Consider the following 6,809-nt stretch of genomic DNA (forward strand, 5'->3'; position numbering starts at 1 on the left):
CGGGCCACCGGCTGCGCGCGGTGCTGCTGCGGTACGCCGACGGACGGACGGCGCAGACGGCCGCGGGCCCCGACCTCGTCCTGACCGCCGCCGCCTCCGCGCTGGACGCCCGTTCGCTGCGGCTCGTCGCCCGGGTGCTGCGCGGCGGACTCGCGGCGGACGCGGTGACGCCGCTGGACGGGCCGCTCGCCCCGGACCTGCGCCTGGACGAGGAAACCCGGCGGCTCGCCTCGGCGCTCGCGGTCACCGTCGGCCGGTACACGGGCGCGGCCTCGGTGCGCGTCGCCGTCCCCGTACCGGCCCTGAACCGGCCGCCGTACGCGCTGGGGGCGCTCGACGGGTACGCGGTGTTCGCGGCGGACCTGTCGCCCGGCCGTACGGTCGCGGAGCTGCTGGCCACCGAGCCGGTCGCCCCGGCCGAGAAGGAAGAGCCACCCGCGCTGGAGCTGACGGCAGGCACCGGGGCCGGGCCCGCCACCCTGCCGACCGCCCCGGACGCCCTCCCCGTACCGGCGCATCAAGTGGAGCGGATACGGCGGCAGTTGCAGGACAGTCCGCCCAACACGCCTCTCTGCCACCTGGATCCGCTCACCGAGGCCGAGTCGGCGGAACAACTGGCCCTGGGGGCGACGCCGAAGGCCCCGGCCCCCCGCCGCATCGACGACGCCTTCGCCGCCCAGGTCGCCGCCCGCCCGGACGCCCCCGCGCTCACCGTCGGCGCCGCCACCCTCTCGTACGCCGAACTCGACGCTCGGGCCGAGGTGTTGGCGGACGGGCTGTACGCCCACGGGGTGCGCCCCGGCGATCTCGTCGGCCTCTGCCTGCCGCGCTCGACGGACCTGGTGGCGGCGATGCTCGCCGTGCTCAAGGCGGGCGCGGTCCACGTACCGCTCGATCCGGAGCATCCGGCGGAACGGCGGGAGCGCACCGCGCGGGACGCGGGGGTCCGGCTGACGGTCGAGGATCCGGCCCGCCTCATCGGCCACCCGCCCCGCCCCGCCGCGCCACGGCAGGCGGCCGAGGCCCCCGCCTACGTCATCCACACCTCGGGCTCGACCGGCCGCCCCAAAGGGGTCCTCGTGCCGCACGCCAATGTCACGGCCCTGGTCGACGCCGTCCACGACGACTTCGGCCTCTCGCCCGACGACACCTGGACGTGCTTCCACTCGGCGGCGTTCGACTTCTCGGTGTGGGAGATCTGGGGCGCGCTGCTGACAGGCGGCCGGCTGGTGGTCGTGGACCACTGGACCACACGCTCGCCGGAGGACTTCCACGCCCTGCTGGTACGGGAGCGGGTGAGCGTGCTGAGCCAGACCCCCTCCGCGTTCACGCAGCTCGCGGCGGCCGACCGGACGGGCGGCGGGCTGACCGCGCTGCGGCTGGTGGTGCTGGGCGGCGAACCCCTGGACGCCCGCCCGCTGCTGGACTGGTTCGACCGGCACCCGGAGGACCGCTGCCGGCTGGTCAACATGTACGGGATCACCGAGACCACCGTCCATGTCACGGCGGCCACCGTGACCCGCCGCGAGGCGCTCGCCGGGTCCCGGTCGGTGGGGCGGGCCCTGCCCGGCTGGTCGGTCCGGGTGCTGGACGCGTACGGGCGGCCGGTGCCGCCGGGGGTGCCCGGGGAGATCCATGTGGGCGGGGCGGGGGTGGTGCTCGGTTATCTGAACCGGCCCGCCCTGACCGCCGAACGCTTCGTCCCGGACCTCCTGGACCCGGCGGGGCGGCGGCTCTACCGCAGCGGCGACCTGGGGCGGCTGCTGCCCGACGGGACGCTGGAGCACCTGGGCCGGATCGATGACCAGGTGAAGGTGCGGGGCTTCCGGATCGAGCCGGGCGAGATCCGGCACGTGCTGCTGGAGGACCCGGCGGTGTCGGCGGCGGCGGTCACCGTGACCGGCGGCGAGGGCGGGGACGCGGCGGCGGTGCGGATCGACGCGTACGCGGTCCCGGCCCCGGGGGCGGGCGAGGACCCCGGCCCCGTACGGGAGCGGGCGGCGCGGCTGCTGCCCGCGCACATGGTGCCCGCGACGGTGACGTTCCTGCCGGCCCTCCCCCTCACCGCGAACGGAAAGCTGGACCCGGCCCGGCTGCCCGCGCCCGGAACCCGCCGGCCCCCGGGACCGGCCGCGGCGGCGGCGCGCGAAGCGTCCCGCGAGGCCGGTCCGGCCGCCGCTCTCGCCGCCATCTGGCGTGATGTGCTCGGCGTCGAGGCGGTCGGCCCTGACGACGACTTCTGGGACCTGGGCGGCAATTCGCTGTACGCGATCCGCATCGGCACGCTCGCCCGGGAGCGTGGGCTGCCCGAGGTTCCGCTGCGTCAGCTGTATCTGACGCCTACGCTGGGGGCGCTGTCCGAGGCACTGGCCCTGGAGACGTGACGAGGGGGCGACCGGGGTTCACCGCGGTCGCCCCCTCGCACACCGTGCTTACGCGAAGCGCTGGTTGGCGCCGCCGTCGCACGTCTGGAGCCTGAGCGGGTCCTTGGCCCCCGCCAGCGTCAGGCACAGTCCGGTCGCGGCGGCCGGGCGGATGGTGCCCGCCTGCCGGACGAACTTCTGGTTGGCCGCGCCCGAGCAGTCCCACACGATGAGCGTGGCGCCCGGGTTGTACTTGGCGCCGGACACGTCCAGGCAGCGGTCGTGGCTGAGCGCGGTGCGGGCGGTCTGCGTACCGGCGTCGTACCACCAGTTCTGGTTGCGTCCGCCGTGGCAGTCCCAGCCGCCGATGGCCGTGCCGTTACGGGTGACCGAGGCGGGCACGTCCACACAGGAGCCGGTCGCCTCGTTCTTCAGCGGGGTGAACAGGTCGTCCCAGGCCGTTCCCGTCAGCACCGGGTTCCCCGTGCTCGCCGGGTCGGCGCAGCTCGCCTCGCGCAGCCCGGAGTCGTACAGCTGGGTGAGGCAGGAGGCGAAGGCCCGGTGGCCGGCCGCGTTGGGGTGGAAGGACTGCCGGACGGAGTTCTCGTCGGGCAGGCCGGGCTTGCTCAGGTCGATGTAGAGGCCGCGGGCCCAGGCGCTCTCGGTGCAGACCTCGTGGCCGTGGAAGAGCCGCGAGTTGTCGAGGTAGGTGGCCCCGGTGGCGGTGGCGGCCTTGCGCATGCCGACCTGGAAGGCGGGCACGGCGGTGTTGCGGCCCCAGACGGTGTCGGAGTCGTAGCCGAGTCCGCCGCAGATCAGCTTGCCCGGGAACTTCGGGTTGTCGTAGAAGTCCGGGCCGATCGGGCTCGGGTAGCCCATCAGGACGAGCTTGTAGTCGTCGTTCGCGTATCCGGCGTCCGTCATGACGGTGCGCAGGTCGCGGACGGTCTGCTCGACCTTGGGGACCAGCGCGTCGACCCGGGCCTGCCAGCCGCCCGCGTACTTCGGCTCGCAGGGGCCCTGGAGGCTGATGTAGCGGACCACGCAGTCGGTCATGACCGGGCCGAACTGGAGGTCGTCGTTGGCCCCGGCGACCAGGACGATCATCTTGATCCGGGTGTTGCGGGCCTTGATCGCGAGGCTGTCGCTCTGCACGAGCTCGTCGGCGTACTGCTTGTTTCCGCCGATTTTGATGTTCCCGGTATAGGCGCCGGAGCACGAGACGTTGTACGTGACGTCCGCCGCGATGCCCGTGCGGTGGATGGCGGCGTCCGGTGAGCGGTGGCACCAGTTGTCCGGCCCGTTGGTGCCGGGGTCGTAGGTGCCGACGCCCTCGCCGGAGATCTCGCTGTCGCCGAGCGAGATCAGCCCGGTCTTGCGGTCGCCGAGCGGCCGCTCGGCGGGGCTCCCGTACAGCTGGGTGGCCTCGGCGGCCCGGACGGCTTCCAGTGCGGGCGGGAGAGGGGTGGATGCGATAGAGCTGGTACCCGACTCCGTCGCGCCCGCGGGTCCGGCGGCGGCCATTGTGCCGACGGCTGCCGCGAGAGCGACGGCGCCGGCGACCGTACAGCGGAGCAGGCGAAGGCTTCGGAGCCCTCGAAGTCTGGTGCTGGTGCGCCTCATTGCGCCTCCCGGTAAGTGGTTACCCCCGGTATTTACTGGCCGGTAGGCGACTTGGGAATACGTAGAACAAGACAAGTGCTCATCTTTTTCAGGAGGTTTAAACACCATGGGCGACACATCAGATGCCACGTCGGGCGGCGGCGAGTTCCGGATCGAGCACGACTCGATGGGTGAGGTGCGGGTGCCCGCGCACGCCAAGTGGCGCGCGCAGACCCAGCGGGCGGTGGAGAACTTCCCCGTCAGCGGGCAGCGGCTGGAGCGCGCGCACATCGAGGCGCTGGCCCGGATCAAGGGCGCGGCCGCCAAGGTCAACGCCGAGCTGAAGGTGCTCGATCCGGACATCGCCGCCGCGATCCAGGAGGCCGCCGCCGAGGTGGCGTCGGGCCGCTGGGACGAGCACTTCCCGGTCGACGTGTTCCAGACGGGTTCCGGCACCTCGTCGAACATGAACACCAACGAGGTGATCGCCACCCTCGCCACCGAGCGCCTCGGCCGCGAGGTCCACCCCAACGACCATGTGAACGCCTCCCAGTCCTCCAACGACGTCTTCCCGTCCTCCATCCACATCGCGGCCACCGCCGCCGTCACCGCCGACCTGATCCCCGCCCTGGACCACCTGGCGGAATCCCTGGGGCGGAAATCAGCCGAATTCGCGGAGGTCGTGAAGTCCGGCCGTACGCATCTGATGGACGCCACCCCGGTCACCCTCGGCCAGGAGTTCGGCGGCTACGCGGCGCAGATCCGCTACGGCGTGGAGCGGCTGCGCGCCTCGCTGCCCCGGCTCGCCGAACTGCCCCTGGGCGGTACGGCGGTGGGCACCGGCATCAACACCCCGCCCGGCTTCTCCGCGGCCGTGATCGCGGAGGTCGCGGAGGCCACCGGGCTGCCGCTGACCGAGGCCCGCGACCACTTCGAGGCGCAGGGCGCACGGGACGGTCTGGTGGAGACTTCCGGCCAGTTGCGGACCATCGCCGTCTCGCTGACCAAGATCTCCAACGATCTGCGGTGGATGGCCTCGGGCCCGCGCACCGGTCTCGCCGAGATCGCGCTGCCCGACCTCCAGCCCGGCTCGTCGATCATGCCGGGCAAGGTCAACCCGGTGATCCCCGAGGCGGTCCTGATGGTCGCGGCCCAGGTCACCGGCAACGACGCGACGGTCGCCACGGCCGGCGCGGCGGGCAACTTCGAGCTGAACGTGATGCTCCCGGTCATCGCGAAGAACCTGCTGGAGTCCGTGCGGCTGCTGGCCAACGCCTCCCGGCTGCTCGCGGACCGCACGGTCGACGGCATCACCGCCGACGTGGAGCGGGCCCGCGCCTACGCCGAGTCCTCGCCGTCCGTGGTGACCCCGCTCAACAAGTACATCGGCTACGAGGAGGCGGCGAAGGTCGCCAAGAAGTCGCTGAAGGACGGCGCCACGATCCGCGAGACGGTCCTGGCCTCGGGCTATGTGGAGCGCGGCGATCTGACGCTGGAGCAGCTCGACGAGGCGCTGGACGTACTGCGGATGACGCGTCCGTGAACGTCGGGCGGGGCGCCTGCTGAGATCCGGGTGATCTGAGTCGCAGCGGGCCGGTGGGAGCGCTCCGTAAGATCTCTCCATGACAGGTACGGGAGAGCACGCACGCTGGGCGCCGGGGGATCAGATCCTCTGGCGCTACCGCGACAACGGCCGGGCCCACCGGACGGCCGGCGCCCCGCCCGTGCACATCTGCCGTCCGGTGACCGTCGTCCAGGACACCGACGAGCTGCTCGCCGTCTGGATGGCGCCCGGCACCGAATGCGTGCGGCCGGTGCTGGCCGACGGCACCCAGGTGCACGCCGAGCCGCTGGCCACCCGCTACACCGCGCCGCGCACCACGGCCCGCTCGACGTGGTTCGGCTCCGGGGTGCTGAAGCTGGCCCGGCCGGGCGACCCGTGGTCGGTGTGGCTGTTCTGGGACCGGGGCTGGATGTTCCGCAACTGGTACGTGAACCTGGAGGAGCCCCGCACCCGGTGGTCCGGAGGGGTGGATTCCGAGGATCACTTTCTCGACATCTCCGTGAACCCCGACCGGAGCTGGAAATGGCTCGACGAGGACGAGTTCGCGCAGGCGCAGCACGTCGGTCTGATGGACCGGAGGACCGCGCGGCGGGTCCGGCAGGCGGGCCTGGCGGCGGTCGAGGTGATCACCGGTTGGGGGCCGCCGTTCCGGGACGGCTGGGAGCACTGGCGGCCCGATCCGCGGTGGCAGGTGCCGCCGCTGCCGGATGACTGGGACCGCACCCCTGCCCGTATGCCGTCGTGAGACCCTGGAGAGACCCCTCGGGCGGTCCGGTCGGCAGGTCCGGTCGCACGGCGGGCTGATCGCCGCAACCAGCGGGCACCACACCGGAACTGACCACAAGTCATCACACCGGTCGTGCGGAGCGACGGGCCACGGACCCGGCCGTTCCGCTCGGTCGCGGGAGCCACTACGAGGGGGTGGAGACGTGCACGCTGTCCGCTGCCCGCTCACCGCGTCCGCCGCCGGAGGGATCGCCTGTCGGCCATCTCCGCGGCGCTCGGTTTCGGCCCCTTCATCGGGGGCATCCGGTGACAGCCGTTGTTCTTCCCGCGCTTGCCGGGGCACAGTAGCGCCCCAACACGAGGTGACTGCCTCATACAACCGGCCCGGACGGACGGAATCCCACGCGTGACGGAGCACCCCACCTCCCACGAAGGCCGGCAGCCGCTGGCGGCCCGGCAGCAGGAGCGCACCCGGCCCCGGCAGCAGGACGCCGCGGCCGCGGCCGCCGCTGCCGGGGTACCGGCTCCGGCCGCCGCGCCGAACCCGGGTCCAG

Annotated in this window: 5 protein-coding genes; 4 read left to right on the plus strand and 1 reads right to left on the minus strand. The window is 73.1% G+C overall.

Annotated features, from left to right (window positions below; all coding sequences use genetic code 11):
• The coding region (locus G3I54_RS11235; protein ID WP_164613624.1) for an amino acid adenylation domain-containing protein at positions 1 to 2,384 on the plus strand (2,384 nt) is incomplete at its 5' end.
• Between the two features lie 48 nt (positions 2,385 to 2,432).
• On the opposite strand, the gene G3I54_RS11240 is transcribed toward G3I54_RS11235, so the two are convergent.
• Entirely contained in the window at positions 2,433 to 3,887 is a 1,455-nt protein-coding gene (locus G3I54_RS11240) for a ricin-type beta-trefoil lectin domain protein (protein ID WP_239144331.1), read from the minus strand.
• 205 nt (positions 3,888 to 4,092) lie between these two features.
• Between G3I54_RS11240 and G3I54_RS11245 the strand changes: the two genes are divergently transcribed.
• From G3I54_RS11245 to G3I54_RS39405, 3 genes are all read left to right on the plus strand, one after another.
• Positions 4,093 to 5,508, plus strand: coding sequence for a class II fumarate hydratase (locus G3I54_RS11245; RefSeq protein ID WP_164613628.1), 1,416 nt, complete (start codon positions 4,093 to 4,095; stop codon positions 5,506 to 5,508).
• A 79-nt stretch (positions 5,509 to 5,587) separates the two neighbouring features.
• On the plus strand, positions 5,588 to 6,274 hold the full coding sequence (locus G3I54_RS11250; RefSeq protein ID WP_164613630.1) for a DUF402 domain-containing protein: 687 nt from the start codon (positions 5,588 to 5,590) through the stop codon (positions 6,272 to 6,274).
• A gap of 354 nt (positions 6,275 to 6,628) precedes the next feature.
• Positions 6,629 to 6,809, plus strand: a 181-nt coding sequence (locus tag G3I54_RS39405; protein WP_343240311.1) for a hypothetical protein, incomplete at its 3' end; no start/stop codon positions are given.

Origin of the sequence: Streptomyces sp. SID14515 (assembly GCF_010548505.1) — a bacterium.
GTDB classification, from domain to species: domain Bacteria; phylum Actinomycetota; class Actinomycetes; order Streptomycetales; family Streptomycetaceae; genus Streptomyces; species Streptomyces caviscabies.

Coding starts and splice junctions, on each gene's coding strand:
- G3I54_RS11245 (WP_164613628.1), top strand. CDS start 4,093: ATGGGCGACACATCAGATGCCACGTCGGGCGGCGGCGAGTTCCGGATC.
- G3I54_RS11250 (WP_164613630.1), top strand. CDS start 5,588: ATGACAGGTACGGGAGAGCACGCACGCTGGGCGCCGGGGGATCAGATC.
- G3I54_RS11240 (WP_239144331.1), bottom strand. CDS start 3,887: ATGGCCGCCGCCGGACCCGCGGGCGCGACGGAGTCGGGTACCAGCTCT.